Annotated in this window: 23 protein-coding genes and 1 pseudogene; 4 read left to right on the top strand and 20 right to left on the bottom strand. The window is 41.7% G+C overall.

Features of this window, described 5'->3' with window-relative positions:
* Positions 1-66 precede the first annotated feature (66 nt).
* The 4 genes from msrA to ACR65F_RS07105 form a co-directional block, all read right to left on the bottom strand.
* Positions 67-735 (bottom strand): peptide-methionine (S)-S-oxide reductase MsrA, encoded by a 669-nt coding sequence (gene msrA / locus ACR65F_RS07120; protein WP_440503821.1) that lies wholly within the window; start codon positions 733-735, stop codon positions 67-69.
* A gap of 980 nt (positions 736-1,715) precedes the next feature.
* Positions 1,716-3,272 (bottom strand): ABC-F family ATP-binding cassette domain-containing protein, encoded by a 1,557-nt coding sequence (locus ACR65F_RS07115; protein ID WP_039042779.1) that lies wholly within the window; start codon positions 3,270-3,272, stop codon positions 1,716-1,718.
* 142 nt (positions 3,273-3,414) lie between these two features.
* Positions 3,415-4,755: an Nramp family divalent metal transporter gene (locus ACR65F_RS07110; protein WP_440503820.1), complete on the bottom strand. Its 1,341-nt coding sequence runs from the start codon at positions 4,753-4,755 to the stop codon at positions 3,415-3,417.
* Between the two features lie 179 nt (positions 4,756-4,934).
* Entirely contained in the window at positions 4,935-5,288 is a 354-nt protein-coding gene (locus ACR65F_RS07105; RefSeq protein WP_440503818.1) for a winged helix-turn-helix transcriptional regulator, read from the bottom strand.
* 145 nt (positions 5,289-5,433) lie between these two features.
* Between ACR65F_RS07105 and ACR65F_RS07100 the strand changes: the two genes are divergently transcribed.
* On the top strand, positions 5,434-6,033 hold the full coding sequence (locus tag ACR65F_RS07100) for a nitroreductase family protein (RefSeq protein WP_440503816.1): 600 nt from the start codon (positions 5,434-5,436) through the stop codon (positions 6,031-6,033).
* Between the two features lie 61 nt (positions 6,034-6,094).
* Here ACR65F_RS07100 and ACR65F_RS07095 read toward each other — a convergent pair whose 3' ends face one another.
* A complete protein-coding gene (locus ACR65F_RS07095) occupies positions 6,095-7,312 on the bottom strand; it encodes a helix-turn-helix domain-containing protein (RefSeq protein WP_440503815.1) in 1,218 nt (405 codons plus the stop codon).
* Between the two features lie 111 nt (positions 7,313-7,423).
* On the opposite strand from ACR65F_RS07095, the gene ACR65F_RS07090 reads away from it, so the two are divergent.
* Together ACR65F_RS07090 and ACR65F_RS07085 are read left to right on the top strand one after the other, a co-directional pair.
* A complete protein-coding gene (locus ACR65F_RS07090) occupies positions 7,424-8,725 on the top strand; it encodes an MFS transporter (protein WP_369795209.1) in 1,302 nt (433 codons plus the stop codon).
* A 108-nt stretch (positions 8,726-8,833) separates the two neighbouring features.
* Positions 8,834-9,430, top strand: coding sequence for a hypothetical protein (locus ACR65F_RS07085; RefSeq protein ID WP_440503814.1), 597 nt, complete (start codon positions 8,834-8,836; stop codon positions 9,428-9,430).
* 74 nt (positions 9,431-9,504) lie between these two features.
* Here the strand turns inward: ACR65F_RS07085 and ACR65F_RS07080 are convergent, their stop codons facing one another.
* The 15 genes from ACR65F_RS07080 to ACR65F_RS07010 form a co-directional block, all read right to left on the bottom strand.
* Positions 9,505-10,524 (bottom strand): TolB-like translocation protein, encoded by a 1,020-nt coding sequence (locus ACR65F_RS07080; protein ID WP_440503813.1) that lies wholly within the window; start codon positions 10,522-10,524, stop codon positions 9,505-9,507.
* The gene (locus ACR65F_RS07075; protein ID WP_440503812.1) at positions 10,521-11,066 is read right to left on the bottom strand and encodes a hypothetical protein; all 546 of its coding nucleotides are present in this window, start codon (positions 11,064-11,066) and stop codon (positions 10,521-10,523) included. Before ACR65F_RS07075 ends, ACR65F_RS07080 begins: the two co-directional genes overlap by 4 nt.
* Before the next feature lie 510 nt (positions 11,067-11,576).
* Complete coding sequence (locus tag ACR65F_RS07070; RefSeq protein WP_440503811.1) at positions 11,577-12,185, bottom strand: protein kinase family protein; 609 nt, start codon at positions 12,183-12,185, stop codon at positions 11,577-11,579.
* 247 nt (positions 12,186-12,432) lie between these two features.
* Complete coding sequence (locus tag ACR65F_RS07065) at positions 12,433-12,600, bottom strand: hypothetical protein (protein WP_231567248.1); 168 nt, start codon at positions 12,598-12,600, stop codon at positions 12,433-12,435.
* Between the two features lie 200 nt (positions 12,601-12,800).
* On the bottom strand, positions 12,801-13,490 hold the full coding sequence (locus ACR65F_RS07060) for an ankyrin repeat domain-containing protein (RefSeq protein ID WP_440503810.1): 690 nt from the start codon (positions 13,488-13,490) through the stop codon (positions 12,801-12,803).
* Between the two features lie 16 nt (positions 13,491-13,506).
* Positions 13,507-13,905 (bottom strand): VOC family protein, encoded by a 399-nt coding sequence (locus ACR65F_RS07055; RefSeq protein WP_440503809.1) that lies wholly within the window; start codon positions 13,903-13,905, stop codon positions 13,507-13,509.
* 68 nt (positions 13,906-13,973) lie between these two features.
* Positions 13,974-15,890, bottom strand: coding sequence for an FtsX-like permease family protein (locus ACR65F_RS07050; protein WP_440503807.1), 1,917 nt, complete (start codon positions 15,888-15,890; stop codon positions 13,974-13,976).
* A complete protein-coding gene (locus ACR65F_RS07045; RefSeq protein ID WP_440503870.1) occupies positions 15,877-16,641 on the bottom strand; it encodes an ABC transporter ATP-binding protein in 765 nt (254 codons plus the stop codon). Before ACR65F_RS07045 ends, ACR65F_RS07050 begins: the two co-directional genes overlap by 14 nt.
* 501 nt (positions 16,642-17,142) lie before the next feature.
* On the bottom strand, positions 17,143-18,165 hold the full coding sequence (locus tag ACR65F_RS07040; protein WP_440503806.1) for a sensor histidine kinase: 1,023 nt from the start codon (positions 18,163-18,165) through the stop codon (positions 17,143-17,145).
* Positions 18,165-18,866, bottom strand: a complete 702-nt coding sequence (locus tag ACR65F_RS07035) for a response regulator transcription factor (protein WP_039042767.1) — start codon at positions 18,864-18,866, stop codon at positions 18,165-18,167. The genes ACR65F_RS07040 and ACR65F_RS07035 overlap by 1 nt, the downstream gene beginning before the upstream one ends.
* Before the next feature lie 14 nt (positions 18,867-18,880).
* Positions 18,881-19,402: a hypothetical protein gene (locus ACR65F_RS07030; RefSeq protein ID WP_440503804.1), complete on the bottom strand. Its 522-nt coding sequence runs from the start codon at positions 19,400-19,402 to the stop codon at positions 18,881-18,883.
* A gap of 43 nt (positions 19,403-19,445) precedes the next feature.
* Positions 19,446-19,946: a GNAT family N-acetyltransferase gene (locus ACR65F_RS07025; RefSeq protein WP_440503803.1), complete on the bottom strand. Its 501-nt coding sequence runs from the start codon at positions 19,944-19,946 to the stop codon at positions 19,446-19,448.
* Positions 19,946-20,503: a GNAT family N-acetyltransferase gene (locus ACR65F_RS07020; protein ID WP_440503802.1), complete on the bottom strand. Its 558-nt coding sequence runs from the start codon at positions 20,501-20,503 to the stop codon at positions 19,946-19,948. The genes ACR65F_RS07025 and ACR65F_RS07020 overlap by 1 nt, the downstream gene beginning before the upstream one ends.
* Before the next feature lies 1 nt (position 20,504).
* Complete coding sequence (locus ACR65F_RS07015; RefSeq protein WP_440503801.1) at positions 20,505-21,158, bottom strand: alpha/beta fold hydrolase; 654 nt, start codon at positions 21,156-21,158, stop codon at positions 20,505-20,507.
* 97 nt (positions 21,159-21,255) lie between these two features.
* Positions 21,256-21,633 carry a PH domain-containing protein gene (locus ACR65F_RS07010; protein WP_440503800.1) on the bottom strand — a complete coding sequence of 126 codons (378 nt, stop codon included), beginning with the start codon at positions 21,631-21,633 and terminating at the stop codon, positions 21,256-21,258.
* Positions 21,634-21,808: 175 nt separating this feature from the next.
* Between ACR65F_RS07010 and ACR65F_RS07005 the strand changes: the two are divergent.
* Positions 21,809-22,104: pseudogene (locus ACR65F_RS07005) on the top strand (hypothetical protein); the annotation flags it as partial.

The following is a 22,104-nucleotide window of genomic DNA, read 5'->3' as shown; positions in this document are numbered from 1 at the left end:
TTTGAAAACAAGAAAGTAGCAGACTCCCTGTTTTTGGGAAGCTGCTACTTTTTTAGTGATTGTTTGCTACCATTTCATAGTCTGAAGTGTGTCGAATAAAACCCGCTGAGCATCACTGGTGATTGGCCACCTCGTGATTTCTGTAATCAGTTCTTGACGAGTGCTAAAACCTTTCACAAAGCCATTAAGACGGGCGGCGAACGCTGAGTCAATTAGCATTTCTGGAATAGGATACAAAGCTTCAATTTGTTCAAGCGCCCTTGGATAGCGCTTGAGATAGTATTTTTGATGACGTGTTTCTGCGAGCGAAAACGATTCGAAAGGAGCGATTTCTGTTTCAATCCCCTCTCCTAAAACGGCTTCCATTTCCTTTTTGACGCGCTCGATGTCGCGACGCTGTTCTTCGCTACGGTACCGGATGATCGACAAATACTGTCGTCCTTTATAAGCGTCACGATTCGGATAATGATTGTTCCAAAAAACACTCAGCAACTTTTCATAGGAGACTAGTGTTGGATCAAAATCCACTTCCACCGTTTCCGTATGATCACCCATTTTCCGATACGTCGGATTTTCAGTAGTGCCTCCCGCAAATCCTACACGGGTCCTGAGTACACCTGGAATTCCTCCAAACCTAGCTTCAGGTCCCCAAAAGCATCCCATCCCAAATAACGCTGTTTCAAAAGGTACTTCATGTAATCCTTGTTCTATTTCTAATATCGTTATGATTTCCATGATTTCACCTCAATTGATTTATTGTACCCATTATGTGGAGGGGCGAATCTCAAGGGGAATTGGGAATCATAAATTTTTGTTTGTGCTCATATCCCCTGTGATTTCGCTCATAAACTTGGGATTGTGCTCATAAATCACGATTTCGGCTCATAAACTCGGGATTGTGCTCATAAACCACGCTTTCCGCTCATTAACTCGGCATTGTGCTCATAAATCGCGTTTTCCGCTCATAAACTCAGGATTGTGATCATAAATCACGGTTTCCGCTCATTAACTCGGCATTGTGCTCATAAACCGCAGATTTCGCTCAGAAACTCGGCATTGCGCTCATAAATCACGCTTTCCGCTCATAAACTCAGGATTATGCTCATAAATCACGGGTTCCGCTCATAAACTCGGCATTGTGCTCATAAATCGCGTTTTCCGCTCATAAACTCAGGATTGTGCTCATAAACCACGGATTCCGCTCATAAACTCGGCATTGTGCTCATAAATCACGGGTTCCGCTCATAAACAGAGTACTACTGAAAATTCTATCAGAGTTTGCACTTCTCAACTTCTTATTAAACGCGACTCCACCGTGCCCTGACGCACTCCATCCATCAGCTTGCGTTCTCGATCACTCCGTTGAGTTTACCTATCACTCCCAAAAGGTTCTTTATCACTCACTCAATTTTGTCCGACACTCCGAGGTATTTCTCCATCACAACGAAGAGTTTGTCGATAACGGGACACAATTCAAATGAGTTAAGGGATTAATTGGTAGCGCTTCGCTTGTTTTAGGATGGGCTACCACAGCTAAGTTATTGAATCTCGGCCAGATCACGAGAAGATTCAGCCATATAGTGGATTTAATTGGCTACAGGACACACTTCAGCATAGTTAAGGGATTTCATAGTATCGGCTTGCTAATTTAATTTAGCTAACCAAAAAAACTGCAAGTACACCAACCTTCATTGGCACACTCGCAGTTCATCCTATTAAAACATCTTCGTCGTCCATGTCTCGCCGTTCCACATTTTGTTCACGACACCCTCATAAAAATCAGGCTCGTGGGAAATGAGCAGGACACTCCCTTTGAACTCGGTCAGCGCGCGCTTCAGTTCAGCTTTTGCATCGACATCCAAGTGATTCGTCGGCTCATCCAGCACAAGTAAGTTCGTTTCTTGATTGACCAGCTTACACAAACGTACTTTTGCCCGTTCGCCACCACTCAATACTTTTACTTTACTCTCAATATGCTTTGTTGTCAGACCGACACGCGCAAGAGCTGCGCGCACTTCATACTGTGTAAAGTGAGGGAATTCACTCCAAATCTCTTCCAAGCAAGTCTTGTCACTATCTGACTTCATTTCTTGCTCAAAATAACCGATGGCCAAGTGCTCGCCACGCTCAACCGATCCAGACAATGCTGGAATCTCTCCAAGTAAACTCTTCAGCAACGTCGTTTTACCAATCCCATTGGCACCTGACAAAGCGATTTTCTGACCACGTTCCATCTCAAGGTCCAGTGGACTAGATAACGGTTCGTCGTATCCAATCACGAGTTGGTTTGTTTCAAACAAATACTTGCTTGGTGTCCGTGCCATCTTAAAGTCAAAACGAGGTTTTGGCTTTTCAGAATCAAGTTCGATCATATCCATCTTATCGAGTTTTTTCTGTCGAGATTGTGCCATCTTACTCGTCGCTGCGTTGGCTTTGTTACGCGCAACAAAATCTTTCAATCCCGCGATTTCCTTTTGCTGCTTCTTATAAGCCGCTTCCACTTGTTGTTTCTTCATCTCATGGACACGTAAAAAATCATCATAATCTCCTGGATAACGAGTAATTTCCTGATTCTCCATGTGATAAATCAAGTTCACAACACTATTCAAAAATGGAATATCATGTGAGATTAGAACAAACGCACTTGGATAGTTTTGCAAATACGTACGCAACCATTCAATGTGTTCCACATCCAAATAGTTCGTCGGCTCATCCAATAGTAAAATATCCGGCTTTTCTAGAAGCAATTTACCAAGCAACACTTTCGTACGTTGTCCACCACTCAAATCATGAACATCACGGTCTAAGCCAAATTCATCTAGCCCAAGACCGTTTGCCACTTCTTCCACTTTTGCATCTAATATATAGAAATCCTGTTGTTCAAGGTCCTCTTGAATTTGCCCAGTCTCTTCTAAAATAGCTTCCAGTTCATCTGGATCTACTTCGGCCATCTTCGCAAACAACTCATTCATTTCACTTTCCATATCGTACAAATATTGAAAAGCGGTACGCAATACATCGCGGATTGTCATCCCCTGCTTAAGTGCAGCATGCTGATCTAAGTACCCTACGCGAGCACGTTTCGCCCAAGAGACTGTTCCCGCGTCTGGTTCAAGTTTCCGCGTAATAATATTCATAAACGTCGACTTTCCTTCTCCGTTCGCACCGACAAGACCTATATGCTCGCCAGCCAACAGTCTGAACGACACGTCTTCAAAAATTGCACGGTCTCCAAAACCATGACTCAAATTTGATACAGTTAATAAACTCATGTTGTACACCTATTCTTTCTTCCCAGATTCAAGTGAAGTGGAAGTATAACCAATTCACATCTATTCGCTATCATACTAAAAACAGAGGGTGACCGCCACCTTCTCCATCAAAAAACGCCTCTATAAAAGAGACGTTTTCCATTTAACCGAGGTCATGCCCCGTCACAACAACATATCCAATAAGGAACACGTTCAAGATAATGATGACGACTGTACTCGTCCATGCCAAAATCTTGATAGGCAACGAATTCACAAACTCGCCCATTTTCTTCTTATCACTTGTAAACCTAACAAGCGGAACTACCGCAAAAGGAAGTGCCAAACTTAAGATTACTTGACTCCACAACAACAATTCCCCTGTACCTTTTGAACCCGCAATCCATGTGACGATAAAAGCAGGAATAACGGCGAGTAGGCGAGTAATCAGTCTTCTCAACCAAGGAGTAATCCGTAAATTAATGAACCCCTCCATAACAATTTGACCGCTAATCGTTCCTGTAATCGTAGAATTTTGACCCGATGCAAGTAATGCCACTGCAAATAACGTACTGGCAATCCCCACTCCAAGAGTTGGACTCAACAAATTATAAGCAGCTTCAATTTCAGAGACATCCAGTTCCGTTCCGTAAAACGCAGCAGCTCCTAAAATAAGGATCGCTGAGTTTATGAGGAACGCAACCGTCAACGAGAACCCCGAATCGATCAGTGAGAACTTAATCGCTTCTTTTTTCCCTTCTTGAGTACGTTCATAATTTCGTGTTTGTACAATAGAAGAGTGCAAATACAAATTGTGCGGCATGACAGTGGCACCCAAAATTCCGAGGGCTATGAACAACATACTCGGATTCGTTACAATCTCTGTCTGCGGGATAAATCCAGCAAACAATGAAGATAATTCCGGTTTAGAGGAAATCACTTCGAACACAAATACTATAAAAATAGTGGCCATTAGCACAATGACAATCGATTCAATAATACGGAAACCTTTCTTCTGTAAATAGAGAAGGAGCAAAACATCCAATGTCGTAATGGCAATACCGACTAATAACGGAATCCCAAATAGCAGATTCAGTGCAATCGCCGATCCAATCACTTCCGCCAGATCTGTCGCAATAATGGCTAACTCTGTAATAATCCATAAAAATATAGACATCTTTTTGCCAACGGAAGCACTTGTAGCTTGTGCCAAATCTTTTCCCGTTACAATTCCAAGTTTTGCAGACAAAGACTGAAGAAGTACGGCTATTAAGTTTGAAATTAGAATTACACTAAGTAATAGATATCCGAAACGTGAACCGCCAGCAATCGAAGTCGCCCAATTACCCGGATCCACGTATCCTACTGCTACGAGTGAGCCGGGGCCAGCGAATGCAAAAAGTTTACGCCAAAATCCTTTTTTGTTTCGTACATTAATCGTACTATTGACCTCTTCCAGACTAACGCCTGTACTTTCTCGAAGCCATCCATCTTTTTTATCGCCCATTAGTAACCTCCTAACTTTCTTTCCCTTGTACAACTTTTTGATTTTAGTAAGTCACTTCCATTTAATGTTTACTAGCATAGCACGATTTTTCGTGAAGTAAATTACTTTGCTTGAATCTTCAAAACTGAAATCACAAAAACCGTTCAGAATAGTCTGAGCGGCTTCTTTTACATCTATTCCTATTTTGCTTGTTTCTCAACAATCCCCATATGCTGTTTGTGGACAACATGATGGGTCCCCCACTCATGCATCGCTTCTAAAATCGGGCTCAGAGTTCTTCCATAATCCGTCATCGAATATTCCACTTTAGGAGGAACTTGGGGGTACACCACGCGTTGGATGATATCTTCCTCTTCTAACTCTCTCAGCTGTTTCGTCAGCATCTTTTGCGTAATTCCTGGCATGCTACGTTTCAATTCACTGAATCGTTTTGTCCCTTCATGTAACAAATACAAAATGATGACAGGTTTCCATTTCCCCACAACAATTCCGAGCGCTTCTTCTACTCGACATTGAGACACTTCACCTTCCACACATACTCCCCCTAACGGTATCTTTTTGGATACTATACCACTTTAAAGTGCGTACTTCCACATAAGAAGTTGGTTGACTATACTGGAAGAGAAGTGAAGCAGCTCTTATATGAGCCCTTTACGCAAAACTAAGGAGGAATTCATCTTGTCACAAACATTTTTGAAGTCCGTTGAAAACCGGCGTTCTATTTATGTCATTAATAATGAACCGATCCTTTCCGATGAAAAACTGGAGGAACTCATCCAGCATGCAGTGAAACATACGCCTTCTGCATTCAATTCACAAACGGCACGTGTCGTTGTCCTGTTAGGTGAACAAAGCAAACGACTATGGGAAATCACAAGTGATACCCTGAAGAAAATCGTACCTGAAGAGAATTTCGAATCGACTGCACAACGTATGACGATGTTCGGCAGTGGATACGGAACAATTCTCTTCTTTGAAGATATGCAAGTCGTCGAGTCGTTACAAGAGCAATTTGAGGAATATAAGGATAATTTCCCGACATGGTCTCAACAATCTTCTGGAATGGTTCAATTTGTTATCTGGACAGCTCTTTCTGATGAAGGTTATGGTGCGAGTCTTCAGCACTACAATCCATTGATCGATGACGCAGTAAAAGCAGAATGGAACCTTCCTTCTACTTGGAAACTCATGTCGCAAATGCCTTTTGGTAAAGTAGTGGCGCCTGCAGGAGAAAAGGAATTCCTCCCTATCGAAGAACGTTTGCATGTTTTCAAATAAGTCCATCCTCAAAAAACAGAGAACGCATCGATACGATGCCTTCTCTGTTTTTTCGTGCTATTTATTGTGACGCTAAGCGTTTAGCAGTCTCCCTGACAAACTGTGTGTAAGGCGTATCCGGCATCTGAGCCATATTAGATTCCGCTGTTTCTGCGAGCTCGCGAGCGTAAGCCAACTCCCCAAGTTGCTCAGCACACAATGCAGCATAAGCATCCTTCTCATAATACATGGACAGGTCGTAAGGATGATGCACTTGCTCACTGATGACTACTTGTTGCAGCATGTGAAGCGCTTCCTGGAACTTGCCTGCCCCGTAGAGTGCCTTTCCGCGTTCCAGAACAAAGAAATTCGTGAAGAATTCATGCTCAGGCATAGGACCCGTCAGTTCCGAAAGCTTCTTGAGTGCCGTTTCATGGTCATGGTGGAACGAATTCAACTGATGGATCCGGACCAGTTTCGTGAACCAGAACGCATGATCATCTTCTGCAAATTCCCCGTATTGGAGTAACTTCCGCTCGTAGTAATCGAGTTTTTCATCGTCTTCATCTATTATCGCTCGATAAGCCGCCAGTCGGTAAAGCTGCTCGACCTGGTAAAAAAGTTTTTTGTCTTTCGAATAGCTAATTGCTTCATTCATCAGCCGGGTCGCTTCAACCGTATCATTGACCGCAAAACGGAATATCACCTCATATGTGTATAAATCTAGACGTGTCAGAGAATCGATATAGCCACTCCGGCTTTCCACTTTTACTTTCTCCTCTAACAGCCGAGTGAGTGCTTCTTCATACCGATGCTCAGTGAACAACACCATGGCCCAGAAGATTCCCACTGATGCCCGCCTTGGTACAATATTGAGCTCTTCGTAAATAGCTGATGCTCTTTCCGCTATTGGTTGCCAATTTGAACGGCCTATTAGATAAGAGAATTTACTGTAGATTTCTAATAAACGGCCAGCGGTGTAACCAGACAAAAGCTTTGGTAGTAACGGCTCTATCATTTCCAAAGTTTTCTCGTAGTTTTTTTTCTCTTCAGATTTAACAACTTGTTCGGCTTTGTCCAGTAGCGCTTGGAGCTCGCTGCCACTCACTTCCTCCATCAGTTCAGATACTTCTACCTCGAGACGCTTCGCTAAATAATTGAGATTCTCCATCGAGGGATTCGCTTTATTATTTTCAATCAGACTGAGCATACCTTTAGTCATCTGCTCACCTGCACAGGCTTCTAATGTCAATTTCCGCTGTTTCCTAAGCGTTCGGATCCGCTCTCCTAATGTTCCCATAGCTAATCACTCCTGCTTTTGTTATTAAGTTTAATTATATTAAACTTTCTCTTGAAATGAAAGAGCTATCGTGCTATTCTTTGTTTAATCCTATTAAACTTTCTGAATGGAGTGACTATTTTGGATGAAAGCGTCAAAAAGTTGAAGCGTGCCACCTATCACTTGTGGACTTTTGCTGCGAGTAAGATGATCAGTGCATTCGGTGCGCAGATTTATGCATTTGCCATTAGCTTTTACATTTTGCAGATAACCGGTTCTGCCACTAGTTTTGCGGCGAACCTCATTTGCAGCATCCTACCGCGTACTCTTATGGCGCCATTTGCCGGATACGTTGCAGATACGTATTCTCGCAAAAAAATTGTCATCACGGCACAAATCGCTTCTTCCCTAGCGATCCTTGGTCTGCTAACTGTTAGCTTGACTTATGGGTTGTCGTTAGCTGCCATATACACAACAACCGTTGTTCTATCGTTAGCGTCAACATTTTCGAGCATCGCCTTTACGTCTTCCATCACAGGTTTGGTAGATGAAAATCGGGTCCAAAAAGCGATGTCCCTGAACCAGATGTCTGTCTCCTTAGCAGCAATCAGCAGTCCGGCAGTTGGCGGAATGATCTATGGTGCTGTTCCCATGCCTGTGTTTCTTATTCTCTATGCGAGTGCATCGATTCTTGCAGTTTTGCTAGAGTCGACGATGAATTTCAGCCTGTTTGCAAAGCGTAAAGTGAAGGAAGAAGGGGCCGTTAAAGAAAAAATGCTAGACAGTATGAAAGCGGGTTTTGCGTATGCCCGACTGCAGCCATTGCTAATGTCTGTGATTTGGGTCGCGCTGATTGTCAACTTTCTGTTTGGAGCAGTCACGGTCGGCTATTCGTTCATCCTTATTGAAAAACTGAAGATACTCCCTTCTCATTTCGGACTGATTGAAGGGGGAATGGCGGTTGGCACCCTTCTTATGTCCATCTTCTTAGCAACACGAAAACCGTTTGCTTCACCACTACTAGTATCTAAATGGGGAATCGCAGCAATGGGTCTTGCGATGGGGCTAGTCTCAGTACCGCTGTTGTTTTTCCTTCCATACGCCGGCGTATTTGCTTTTTACTTAACGATTTCTTTCCTAAGCGGAGCCTTGGGACCGCTTATTAACACCCCTATCCAAGTGTTCATGATGAAAATGATCGACGACGATTACAAAGGCCGGGTGTTCTCCATATTGGAAACGATGGCGATGGCGCTCATGCCGCTCGGAATGGTCCTCTTCGGATTTTTGTATGATTTCTTGCCAGCGCCTTGGATTTTAATCACTTCGAGCATACTGCAAATCTTGACTGTGTTCATTCTTTTACGGGCTTCTGTAATCCGCCAAGTGACTGGCGTGAAATCTGAAGAAGATCTGAAGACGGTCTCCACTTAAAAATAGGGCTCCCTGTACAGTTATAAAAACACTATTTCAGAACAGTCCCGCATATGATCTCTAAAGCTTCATTGTCTTTGATCACCTTTAGAGAGCGAGGAACCACTTTTGAAACGGAAACTTATCTTCGTCCTTATACTGGTCGTTATAGGAATAATCGGTTATAAAAAACTAGCTCCGAACAAGTCCTTGCTTGAAATATGCTTTCCTACCATTGTCGAAAAGACGGAAATCACCTTGCTGGATGCTTATTTCATCGGTATGAAAAAGGCCAAGGAATTCGATTCGAATCCTGAACTCGTCTTTATGAATAGCGTAAATGATGGTGAAGTTAGTGGAAGGGATGGCAAGCGCGGGAATTGGCAAGGTTATATCTCGCTTACGGATAGCAATAAAAGTCTTGTTTTCGCTATTGAAAAGGGGAAGTTAATAAACTATAGGGTTGGAGATGTTTCCTATGAAAAGACAATCAAACCATCTTCAATTAAAATCGACAGTAGCTTGATCGTGAAATCAGCAATCAAAGAGTTCAATCTAAAATCTGGCCCCAAGAGTGATTCGTTTTCCAACGGTTTTCATTTCCGTCTATTAAGGGATGCTGAAAATATTTTCATCTCTGTGGAAGGCTTGATCGACGGCAAGCAAGCTGAAATCTTTTATAACCCTGAAACCGGTGAGTATATGGGGAGAGTACAAAGTAATTAAATTATACAAAAAGCAGATGCCCACAACTAAACGTGGGCATCTGCTTTTTCATGTCTTTCAATTACAAACCAATTTTATTCCTCAAGCGATACTTCTTCCACACCGCTTCCATCTGGATTCATCCTATACAACGAATTGTTTGGACGACTTCCCCCAAAGTCTTGATCGACCATAAAATACACTTTTCCGTCAGCTCCATAGATGGGGTACTCAGCATACTCATGTAAGTGCGTGAGTTGTGAAATGCTTTGCGTATCCCAATTATACGTGAACAACTCATATTCAAAAATCCCCTCCGAATTCGTCCCAGCTACCGCTTGATAAACAAGTTCGGAACGGTCAGGAATGAGCACGAAATCATAGAGATCCTGAGTATCTTCTGGAATACTAATCACCATTTTGTGGTCAGGGTTGGATAATGGAATTTTAAAAACACGACCTTTCGTTTCAAAGGTGTCTTCAGCTGTTTCCACATCCGCATCGTCATCCATTTGTATATAGATGGAATCCTCTTCGCTGGAAACTTGAAGAGAGGCCATACTGTATTTGTTTAACTCCGTATGTTGCTGATGCTCCCCCGTTTTCAACTGAACACTGTGCACGTCGAAGTCATGTGGATACAAGCTCGCGACCGGTGAATAGTTGGAGAATTGGGCTGCTTGCACGTAAAATACTCGATTTTCATCCTTCGGGTCGATCACTAGCTCCATAACTATGGCATCGTTTGTGAAAAGGACTTCATCTTTCCCCGATTCAATATTAACTTGGTGTATGACACTTTTACTATGCTCATCCAACTCTTTGTCCGAATTTACATAGAGCACTGTTTTTCCGTCTGGCATCATTGCAAGGTCTAAAATCGACTGATCAGGAGGAAGTTGAACGACTTGTCTCAACTGATCAGATTTCACGTATAGCGTGGGCTTTCCTCTTTCGTATGTTACATATGCAATATCCCCTTGTGCGGAAACATCAAATTGCCCCGTCAGTCCTTGTTGTTTTTCCTCGTCTGGAATGCTATAGGTGAACCCGAGCAACAAGCAAATTCCTGTCACTAGTATAATTATGCTAGCGAACAGAATAGTTTTTCTCAAAACCCTCCCTCCCCTGGTACTACCATCCGTAATAGAAGAAGCACAATTGGCATAAGGATTTGTATGATAGCAACTGTATACACAATACTCTTACGCTGTGCTCCTAATGCCTTCATTTGAATTACATAAGCGATTCCATACAATATAAGTGGAACAAATAACTTCCAGATCTCACCGTTTCCATCTTCACTGAATAAAAAGAATATGTATGTAAAATACAACGTACCAGCTGTTAACGCGATGCCGATTGTGATGTTGATAGCATGTAATACCTTCGCGTTTGTTGCCAGTTCATCATGAAGACTCGTTCGATAAATGCAAATGATTACACACACTACCAACAGATAACCGATGATTGAGAGACTTGTTGAAAACGGGCGTTCTAAATACTTTGCGAGAATCGTTCCATAACCTACTAAGAAACCATTCACAATGAGCAAAGTATTCATCACTGCACGACGTCTGCTCATCCAATTCTTTAAATTCGTTGAGCTAAGTAGAAGTGCTGAACTTATTAAAACCCCGATCAGCAAAAAGCTCATATGGGCATCTCCCGAGCTGAATAGGTGGAACAGATAGATGGTATATATAAATAGAAGCGAGAAGATAGATAAGCCTACCGGCAATTTTTTCAAATAGAGTCCCACAGATTGATACCCCACAATACAATGAAAGCATTTGTTTCAGATTACCATTATGCTGGGCATGTGACAATGCCCTCTTTTAGTGGGGAATGATGTTTAAAATAGAGTTATATAAAAGTACTTGAAAAATTCACTTAGTGACAAATAGTTACTCTACTATTAAAAAGAGATGGATCAGAACGATTTTTCGCTTTAAGTTCATTACCTTTCTCTGCACATGTTGCGCTTTTTAACTTTTATGATGGAAATATCTCTAGCAGTTGAAGAATATTCAATGAGCACTTTTAATCTGGACTAGAGTCGTTAGACACTTGTCATCGACAACCAGATAATTATAGATACATCCCTTTATTTCATCGTATGAAATAAAAGGATGTATCTTAATGGTGCGAGTGGACGATTAGCACTTCACAATCGGTAGTATGGTATAAGACCCTTTTTATAAAGATAAGCCACGATATTCAAGAATGGAGAAGGGATTTTCTTCAAAAAGTAACGTTTGGAGTAAACTTGACGATGGGCTTTTTTAAGATTACGCCATTGCCTGCAGTCTTTCAATTGTCTATAACGTGCAACGTCAATGAGCTTTATCTCATCATTAGATGTGATGAAAATATTACGCAAGTGAATGTCAGAAGGATTTAACCCCAAATCTGAAGCCAATGATAATGCGTAATCAATTTCTTTAATATGATCTGATGTAATGAGTCTCCCATGTGTCATACATTCAAATAGTGTATAACCATCGATGTAATCCATGACAATATAATTCACTCCAGCTTCATAGATAAATGGAAAATAACTAATATCTTGAAGTGATTTATAAATTTCAGCTTCTTCTTTAGCAATGTACGTAAAATCAGGAAAGAACACTTTAATTGCTTTATTTACTGACTTCACTTTGAAAACACATGCACTTCTCCCTGTTCCGATAAGTTTTAAAGATTTGTCGTAGCTAACAAGGTGATTCTTCTTATTAAAAACAACTGAATTTGCAAGTTCTAGATAATTATTCAAAGGTTAACCTCCAATAACTTTCATAAAATAAAAAAGAGACACTATAACCAATTCTCGGTCATAATGTCTCAAAGAAAACAAAAGACCTCACCAAATAAATGGTAAGGTCTCGCAAACAACGATTGTTGCCAATAAAGCCGAGGATCTAAATCCTGTATTGACGACTTTTACTGTATTAGCTACTCCCCTTAGCGGAAGTTGAATATATCATTATGTAAATTCACTATAAGTTTTAACAGCCTAGATGTCAAACGTAACAAAGAAATCGTGTAGGATAGATGATAAGATTTTCTGGGGCCGCTTTCCGTCTGCTGCCAGTAGGAAGTAATCCATGTCTTTTTTCAAGACGCTTCAACGCCGCATATAATATCCCCTCATACGTATCGTCGCTGAGCTCTTTCAGTACTTTCACCATTTCGTACCCTTACATATCTCACTGGGCGATCAAGGAAAAATGAGGAAATCTATGCTGCCTTTCATTATTTCCTGATCCACTGTATCCTCCTCTATTTCTAAAATCAAATATAGTTCGCAATGCAAGGGCTCTTTTGTATGATTCACATTAAAAACTCCATTACTCCTAGTCTCATTAGGAGTAATGGGGTTACAAACTTTTTACTTAGCCGCTTCTAAAATATCCACAATTTCTAAATACCCTTTGTCCTTCGCATGCTGCAACGGAGTTATGCCATCATTGTCCGTAATCGACTGATCTGCTCCGTGGTTTAGTAGGATCTTAATAATTTCCTGATGCTGAACTCCACCATCACTCAAAACCACAGCTTCCATAAGTGCGGTCCACCCGAGTCTATTCACATGGTTCACGTCAACGTCCGTTTTGTTCAGCAACTCTTCCACGACTTCGACATGCCCACGCTCAGAAGCTGGAATAAGTGCAGTCCCACCATAACGATTCGTGATCGTCGTATCGGCTCCTGCTTCTATCGCTAGCCTTAATATATCTAGATAGCCTTCCGCCCCTGCATAGAGGAAACAGTTGTTTTGCATGTTGTCTTGGATAGATATATCAGCTCCGGCTTCTATCAAGGCTTTCGCGGTATAAGGATCATGGTTGTATATTGCAATCATAAGCGCTGTTCTTCCCTCGCTGTCTTGCGTGTTCACCTCAACGTTTTGTTTAATCAGTTCCTTCACTTTCTCTGTATCTTGTTGATCGGCAGCTTTCAATAGCTCAGTTGTCATTAAATCTCCTCCTAGTCTAGTGTCGGTATTCCCGTCTTTTTCATCAGGCACACATGAGGACAGCAGAAAAACAGCTATGCTTACCATGAACAAATAGCGCATCAAACTACCTCCTAACTCATTCGTTTGGAGCGACTACTTCCACCTTCATGCGATCTGGATCTTCGAAATACACAGCATAATGAGATTCACCACCTGCGTATGGATGGGTATCAGGGTAAAGAATGCGCACGTTACGACCCTCCAGTTGCCTTGTGATTAAATCCACGTGCTCTCTGGAATCCGCATGGAACGCTAGATGATTTAGGCCAGTCCTACATCGATGATACGGAACATCCAGAAAACGTTCTTCCGTTTGAACAAATACTAGATAGGTATCACCTAGTTTCCAACTCTTCCCCTCTGGCCAGTCTTGGTACACCTTGTATCCTAACTCATCGAGCAGCCATCCCCAAAATTCTACTGAACTCTCCAAATCAGATACATAAAATTCAATGTGATGAAGCAACCCCTTCATATGTAAATCCCCCCTTCTAAAAAAACGCCCACTACTCATTTTGAATAGTGGACGTTTCGATAACTTGATTATAACGCAGCTTGAATCGTTTTACGATAATATCCGACAGTCAAGAATGCGAATACTAAATAGATTCCTATATAGACAGACATTGTAATTACGGTCGGTACCGTAACATCACTCATAAAGATAAATGAAGCAGATTTCAAAGCAAAAATCGAGTGCAGCAATCCTATCGCAAGTGGCAGTCCAAATACGAATAGTTGCTTTTTCACAACGCCTTTCATGATTTCTTGAACACTGAATCCTAACTGGCGCAACGTTGTGTAACTTGCTTTCTCTTGTTCAGCTTCTGTCATCTGCTTGAAGTAGAGAATACTTCCTGTTGAGATGAGGAACACGAGACCAAGGAATCCGGCAATGAAAATTAGCATACCGCTAGACTGCAGTGCGTTTTGGTATTGTGTATAGTAGTCCCATTTCTTCCAGCGAGCATCGATTTCATCATAGAGTCTCGTCGCTTCCTCAAATTGTACTTCGTCTTTCAAATTAATTGCTGTTGAATGATGCAGCTCATTATCCTCGTGTGCTAGATATTCAGATTTCATTGACTGGAATTGCTTTTCTTTCACAACAAGTGTGGAGAAAAATTCCACACTATTGAATGCATTTCCTTCTGCGAATCGTTCTATAGGAATTGTCTTATTTAAATCGCGGGGATCCATTATCAGTTTAAATGGTACATCAACAGACTTTAGCATCCAGTAAAGCGAGCTTTCAAGAAACACACCTGAATTCCGATCTTTTACATCTATCAGGTGGCCTGCATTACCTAATTGATCCTCACTTACAACTCGAATATTTACCCCCGTCCCCATCAGCAAGGGATTTGGTGCCTCTTCAAAATTCGCTTTCAACTGAAGTTCTTCGATCGAGGCAGCCTTGTATCCAATTCCAGCTTCATCCAGTGATGTCGTAAACTGATTTATAGCTTCTTCATTGTCCTGAATCATATAATCGAATGGTTGCAGCAAGCGTGATTCTTTTTCTGTGGAGTAGTAAACAGAATACGCAGCAGCTAGCATTGTCAACGTCATTGCAGACAACACTGTAATAATCGTCAATGAATTCGCATTAGCCTTCATTCGATGCATCAATGGTGCTAATGACAAGCTATTCGACAATCCCAGATGACCATTTTTAGACACCCGAATTTGGTAAAGTACCCATCCAATCGTAACTCGAAACAGTAAATACGTACCAAGAATGACTGAAACTAATACAGCAATCATATTGTAAAACAGCATATTATTGAGCATATTTCCTGACAGCCAATAGCCGAATCCAATTAAGAGAATGCCCAAAATTCCAAGTACTGCAGAAGTAATTACTTTCGGCTTTTTGATGCGTTCTCCGGACTGGTCTGCTTTGAACAATTCCAGCAATGTACTGCGTTTAACTGCAAACGCCATTTGTAGTGAGGTTAGCGCTAAAAGCGCGACAAACACGATGACAGTTTGCAGAATCGCTGCTACAGAAAACGACAACGTCAACACTCCATCTATCCCTACTAATTTCATCAATAGAAGTAGAAATACTCTAGAAACGAGTAAACCTATTCCAATACCAATCGCAAGTGCTCCGGTTCCAAGCAAAAAGTTTTCCGTAATAAGCATTCGTGCCACTGTGAATTTTGACAAGCCTATCAGCTGATAAAGTCCTACTTCCCGGCTTCTGCGTTTCAAGAAGATTGAATTCGCATAGAGTACAAATACACCTGAGATGAACAGCAATAAAATTCCCGCTGCTTTAAAAGCTAATGACATATTAAAAGAAGTAGCGGTCCTCTCCATCACAGTTGTGTCATGTTGCAGCGAAGCAAATACAAAATACAGCACAACACTTAAAATCAATGCAAAAAAGTATAAGTAGTAATGTTTCAAGTTTTTCCGCATACTGCGGACAACGAGGTCAAAGAGCGTCAACGCTGTCACCTCCAAGAATCCCTTGCACTTTCAGGATTTCTTGAAAGAACTGCTGCCTCGTCTGATCCCCTCGATAAAGCTCGGAGTAAATCGTACCGTCTTTCAGGAATACAACGCGATTGCAGTAACTTGAAGCGACTGGATCATGAGTTACCATCATGATCGTAACATCCCGTTCGTCGTTGACTTTCGCTAATGTTCCGAGCAAGGACGCCGCTGATTTCGAATCGAGCGCACCTGTTGGCTCGTCCGCAAACACAATCGAAGGTTCGTTGATCAAAGCCCGTGCAGCAGAAGTCCTTTGCTTTTGGCCGCCTGAAATTTCACCTGGGTATTTATTTGCTAGCTCCGGAATCCCAAGAGTACGTGCAATTGATTTGAAGCGATCTTCCGCCACCACACGTTTTACGTTTCCCACTGAAATCGGCAGCAATATATTCTCTTTCACTGTCAATGTATCGAGCAAATTATAATCCTGGAAGATGAACCCAAGTTGATCGCGTCTGAACTGCGATAGTTTGCGGTCGTTCATCGAAGAAATATCTGTTCCATTTATCTTAATCGAGCCTTCAGTCGTACGGTCAATCGTCGCGAGTACATTGAGCAATGTTGTCTTTCCGGCACCAGAAGGACCCATGATTCCTACGAATTCACCTTCCATCACCCGGAAGTCGATTCCTTTTAATACGTGCTGTATTTGTCCACGTTTTCCGAACGACTTACGAAGTGAAGTGGCTTCTAACATAGTTATTTGTTGTGACACTTAAAACGCCTCCCTGATTTCTATACACTCACTTTACTGCAGAAATACAGTGGGGTCGTTCGATTTGGATGACAAACTGCGCGGGCAACCTTACAGTTTTGTCACTTACGGGTTGAACCAAATCATTTCCCTTTGAAAATACCAGCGTCATCCTTGTTCCCGGCATGACTAAAGGCAAGCAACAAACCTGCTCTCTCCAAAAGTGCTCTTCACCAATCAAAACAAAGACTCAGGTTGTGTGCCTCGTCTTGCAAAGCATTTACTACCAGTATTCGGGAGGTGAAAGTATTCTTCATAGTGAGAAACAATTCCGGACGACTCAACGCTTTGCGATGTGCTCATAAATCATGGAAAGTGATCATAAAAACGATAAATTGATCATAAATCCATGAAAGTGATCATAAATTCCGAAATGTGATCATAAAACTCGATTTGTGATCATAAACCAATGAAAATGATCATAAAACTCTAAATGTGATCATAAACTCGCTACTTACGTGTTGCGTCAAAGTCATTTTCTGTAGAGAACGTCATCACCATCTTTGTGCCAGATGAACCATCTGATTGTCCGTGCAATCGCACTCCTATTTTTTCAGCCGTCTGTTTGGCTAAATATAGACCCAGTCCCGTCGCACCGTGTTGGATTCGACCTACATTTCCTGTGAATCCTCTATCGAATATGCGTGGCATTTCGTGTGCCGGAATCCCTGGCCCTTCATCTGCTACAGTTAGTGAAACGTACCCTGTTTCATCTAATTTCGCTTGAATGGTCACCGTACCGCCAACCGGACTGTATTTCACAGCATTCGTCAACAGTTGTCGGAGGATGAAACGGCACCACTTTTGGTCAGTCACAACTTCCACTTGTACTCCTTCGATTTCGACAGCAATATTCTTTTCCAAACACCATGGCATCAGTTGACGTACTTCTTCAGCGGCCAATCTGACAACATCGGTTTCTTCCAAAACATAATCAGATTCTAATGAAGGAAGTCGAGAAATATACAATTGCTGATCAATAAGTAAATGGATCCGCAACCATTCTGCATCGATTTTCCGAAACACTGGCTGTTGACGATTTGCATCAATTATCAACTTCATTGCAGTAAGTGGCGCTTTCACCTCATGAACCCAAGCTGCAGTATCATTTTGCCCAGCATGCACAAATTCCTGCATCCGTGCCATCCGCTTACGGTAGGAAACGTCAACTTTCTGAAGCAGTTCGGACATCATTGCCTCTTGACGAAAAACAGAAATAGGAAGTCCTTCTTGCCAGTCATCGGGCAACTCTTCTAAGAGACGGTCTAGATTTCGTAGGTAGGCAGTCTCCTTGCGATACCGCCATATGAAAAACAATATGAAGATTGTGAGCAACAATAGGTTCAAATACCCGATGGATACACTACTGATAGACAGTCCTTTATCCAAAACTAACAACAGATCCGTTAATAGGAGCGATCCTACAAATAGGGCAATCCAGCTTTTCTTATCAGCAATATATGAGCGTACCATCAGGATTTCCCCTGTAGAGTAACCGCCATATAGCCCATTCCCTTTTTTGTGACAATTGCTTCTTCCAAACCTAAATCGCTCAGTTTTTGGCGTAAACGTGTCACGTTAACAGTCAACGTATTGTCATTGACAAAGCGTTCATCATCCCATAACTTTCTGATTAAATCATCCCGTGACACAATTTCATCATTTGACTCAACCAGGATAGAAAGGATGAAAAACTCATTTTTCGTGAGCTCGATTTCCTGGTCATTCCCTTGGATAACACACCGTTTTAAATCGATGGTCGTCCCATTCCATTTCAATTCATCACTAGATTCTTCTGTCTCTGTATATGAGTAGGCACGTCGTAGCGTCGCCTGAATCTTAGCAAGTAGTACATCCATGTGAAATGGTTTTTGTATGTAATCATCTCCACCCATATTCATCGCCATGACTATGTCCATCGGATGATCTCTCGAAGAAAGAAAGATGATGGGTACATTGGACACCGCTCTGATTTCCCGACACCAGTGAAAGCCATCATACGCGGGGAGTTGAATGTCCATAATGACGAGTTGCGGATTAACTTTTGTGAATGGAGTCATGATGTCTTGAAAACTTTTTGGTCCAACTACACGAAACGACCACTGTTCCAAATGGTCTCTCAATGAAGAAAAAATTGCTCCATCGTCTTCTACGATAAAAATAGTTTCTTCCATTTCATTCTCCTTCCTCAGTGCTGCATGCGGCTCAATACATGTAACGTATCCAAAACATGCTCTAAAAAGAGCGAGAGTTCAGTCATGTGGTCCTCTGTGAGCCGTGGTTTGAATGCAGCTTCAATGGAATTCATCAACTTGGGATTTTCTTCACCATACACGTAACGAATCGTTTGCGTGAGTTCTACATCCTGTTCCCAAATCGATGCCATCACTTGTTCAATCCCAGCACATTCAGCGTCAGGATCGACAACACTTTTTTGAAAACAGAGTGACAACGAACAGGCTGGATTCGCATTAGGGTCCTCCGTGATTTCACCGGCAAGATCACGGACACTTGCACGCAGCGTGACTTCCACTTCAATTTCAGGATGGTTGCGAAGGACGAACCGTAAAGCAAACTCGCGAGATAGCACCGCAAAGTCCATCACATCCCGGCGATTTCTAATTTCGATTTGTTCTTCTATAGTGTCCAAATCATATAGCTGATTTTCTAGAGCAACTTTCAAGTTATCAAATATCGTCGGATCGTACATGTTCAATATTCCTCCTGTAAAAAACAAGCGTTTTTGAAATAGTCTATCGATGAATCCAAAATCGTCTTACAACGGTACCATCGTCCTCGGTAAAGCTTTCATCTTCTACTCCGCCATTATTTTGAATCGTTTTCGCAGATCCAATATTCTCTTCGTTGCATGTAATGAGCACAGAATTTATCCCCAACGTATCCGTTAGTTTCAATGCTTCTGCAAGCATCCAGGTTGCATACCCTTTACGTCTCTCTGATGGATGAATGCCATAGCCGATGTGTCCGCCTACTTGGTGCAAATATTCGTTTAAGTCGTGCCGGATATCAATCATCCCAACAACCCGATCTGTATCGTCTACGAGAAAGTAGTTTGTGCATGGCAGCCATTTATCATGACCAGCTTCCCTCTTTTCTAACTCTTTTAAATAGTCTTCATAAGAGATGCCTTCTTTTAAATGAAAGCTACTCGGTGTCATCCGTTCCTCATCCCATTCCTTCATATATGCTTCGTGTTCCTCTTTCCACTCAAGAGACGGTCTTACAAGGCGCATTACATCTCCTCCATTCCTTTTGATTTAATGTCATTTATCAACAATTCAAATGTCGGTTCTTCTTGCTGTGTATCCTCAAACCATTGAATGGCTTTAAACCTAAATCCAAGCTTCTCTAAAATACGGAGAGATGCAGCGTTTCGGGAATCAACAGATGCGGAAATTCGTAAAAGCGATGAATGGTTTTTAGCGATTTCTAAGCAAAGGGAAGCAGCTTCAAATGCAAATCCAAGTCCCCATGATTTCTTTCGGAAATGGTAGATGAGCTCGGTTTCCGTAGGGTCCCCGTACCAATTAAATCCAGCAGTCCCTACTAACTCTCCCGTTTTCTTATCCATCACACCATAGACGGACAAACCATAATTCAATTGCTGTTCGCTATAAGCTTGAATCGTTTTGTGGAACTTCGAAAAATCTGAAGCGCCACCGCAAAGTTTCATGACAGATTCATCACCCCAAATCAGGTTCAATGGTTCTATGTGGGACTCCTCAAGATTTACAAGACAGATCCGCTTAGTTTCTGCAATTACTGTGAATTCGTTTGATTTCTTACACATCTCATAAATCCCCTTCTTGTTCAGCTAAAAAGTGACCTGATTGTAAAAATTGTGCGGTTAGCGCAGCTGTTTCTCGTTGATGATGAATATCTTTATGTCCATACGGAAGGGTTGTAAAGTCTGTCAGGTCTGCATAATGCACAGAGGAAACTTCTACGCGCCCGTCATTTTGTCCTTTGATTAGTTGTCCTAACCATAAATTACTGTTTGTACCCGCAATTGCACCAATTTCAACCCCTGCGACATTCGTCATGTTTAGCTTTTGAATATAGGTTGCATGCAGGGATTTAACAGTACGGAACAAAGAGCTATATCCTTTTAAGGACCCTGCAAGTGCTGCAAGTTGACTGCCTTGGTTTGGTGTTGCAAGTTGTACACAGCGACCGATACGAGCAGGAATGTCAGAATGGGTAAGCACCTTACGAATGAGCAAACCACCTGTACTATGACCTACAAGGTGGATTCTTTCGGGATGATTCTCCTCAATATCCTTCAATCTATCCAAAACAAAATGGACCGAATAATCGAACTCACGGCGGGTCAACGGAAGGGTGATAGAATGACAACGAAATCCTAACTTTTCAAGATGATTAGCTAGCGTCTCCATGTCTTTCGCAGTCTTATTGAATCCATGTAACAGTAAAACTTCATCCACTTTGTTACCTCCACATTCACCATCTTATTACTACGGACGTATTTTTTCCCTTGTTGGTTCTACAGTCATCAAGAATCCATTTTCTTAACTCTCCTCTTCACAAACAGACAGCCGCTAATATTTTTTGAATATCATAGATGCTAGCATCCTTTTTGAATTGCTTGTTTACAAGTGGTTCTGTCGCACTCGATATCCAAATTTTCAGTTCGGCATCCATATCAAACGTTCCGGCAGTTTCAATACTGAAATGAGATATACTCTTATAAGGGATAGAATGATACTCTGTCTTCTTCCCAGTCATCCCTTGTTTATCAACCAAAATCAAACGCTTTTCCGTAAATACCATCATGTCTCGAAATAACTTGAACGCTGCTTCCACAGTCTCATCTGTAACTAAAATAGGTGCTAACTCTTTTTCCACCGTCGCTGTTTCTACCGTCGATGCATTACCTAGAAATGAATCTAAAAATCCCATTCTAATTCCTCCTATTTTTTCTATTCTCATTAACTAATTTTTCACTCACTTGTATTATATCATGTCAATAAATAACCACTCTGAAAAATGTCCAAACAATTTCAGCTTACTTTTTCCAGCCAATTTTTCTTCATCACATGCTATACTTTTGTTATCGATGAAGGAGGTGGAAATATTGAGCGAGGTATTGTTGCACCAAATACTGTCTGAACTAAAAGATATACAAACGGGTCAACTTGATATGGAAAAACGGTTTGATCGAGTTGATGAACAGTTTGATGGTATACAGGGAAAAATCGGTGGTATACAAGGACAAATTGATGGTATGCAAGGGCAATTCGATGGTATGCAGGGACAAATCGGTGGTATGCAAGGGCAATTCGATGGTATGCAGGGACAAATCGGTGGTATGCAAGAACAATTCGATGGTATGCAAGGGCAATTCGATGGTATGCAGGGACAAATCGGTGG

The sequence above is a fragment of the Sporosarcina sp. SAFN-010 genome (assembly GCF_059415065.1).
The sequence above is the reverse complement of the archived record's forward strand: the minus strand, read 5'-3'. Positions and strand labels throughout refer to the sequence as shown.